This is a genomic window from Mesorhizobium sp. M7A.F.Ca.US.011.01.1.1 (genome assembly GCF_003998295.1).
Lineage (GTDB): Bacteria > Pseudomonadota > Alphaproteobacteria > Rhizobiales > Rhizobiaceae > Mesorhizobium.
Window position 1 is genome coordinate 1 of sequence record NZ_RZRT01000245.1, and the last position, 408, is coordinate 408.

General features: G+C 62.5%; 1 pseudogene. It reads right to left on the minus strand.

From position 1 onward, the window contains the following. Window positions 1-408: pseudogene (locus EOA13_RS37560) on the minus strand (adenylate/guanylate cyclase domain-containing protein); the annotation flags it as partial.

The window sequence follows — 408 nt, forward strand, 5'->3', positions numbered from 1 at the left end:
CACGCAAAGATCATAGGCTTCGAGACTCGTCGGCCGTTTACGCGCCGGCTGTCCGGCCAATCGGCCGACAAGGGCTTCGACGATCTTGGCCGTGACCTCGTCCTGCACTGCAAAGATGTCCTCGAGGCTGCTGTCGTAGCGCTCGGCCCAGATATGATCGCCGCCGATCGCGTCGATCAGCTGCGCATTGATGCGCACGCGCGCCGCGGCGCGCCGGGCGCTGCCTTCAACCACATAGCGCACCCCAAGATCACGCGCGGTCAAACGCACATCGACCGACCGCCCCTTGTAAGCAAAGGTTGAGTTGCGCGCGATGACGAAGAGGCCGGCTGAGCGAGACAGGTCGGTGATCAGGTCTTCGGTCAAGCCGTCGACAAAGGTTTCCTGCTCCGGATCGTTGCTCATGTT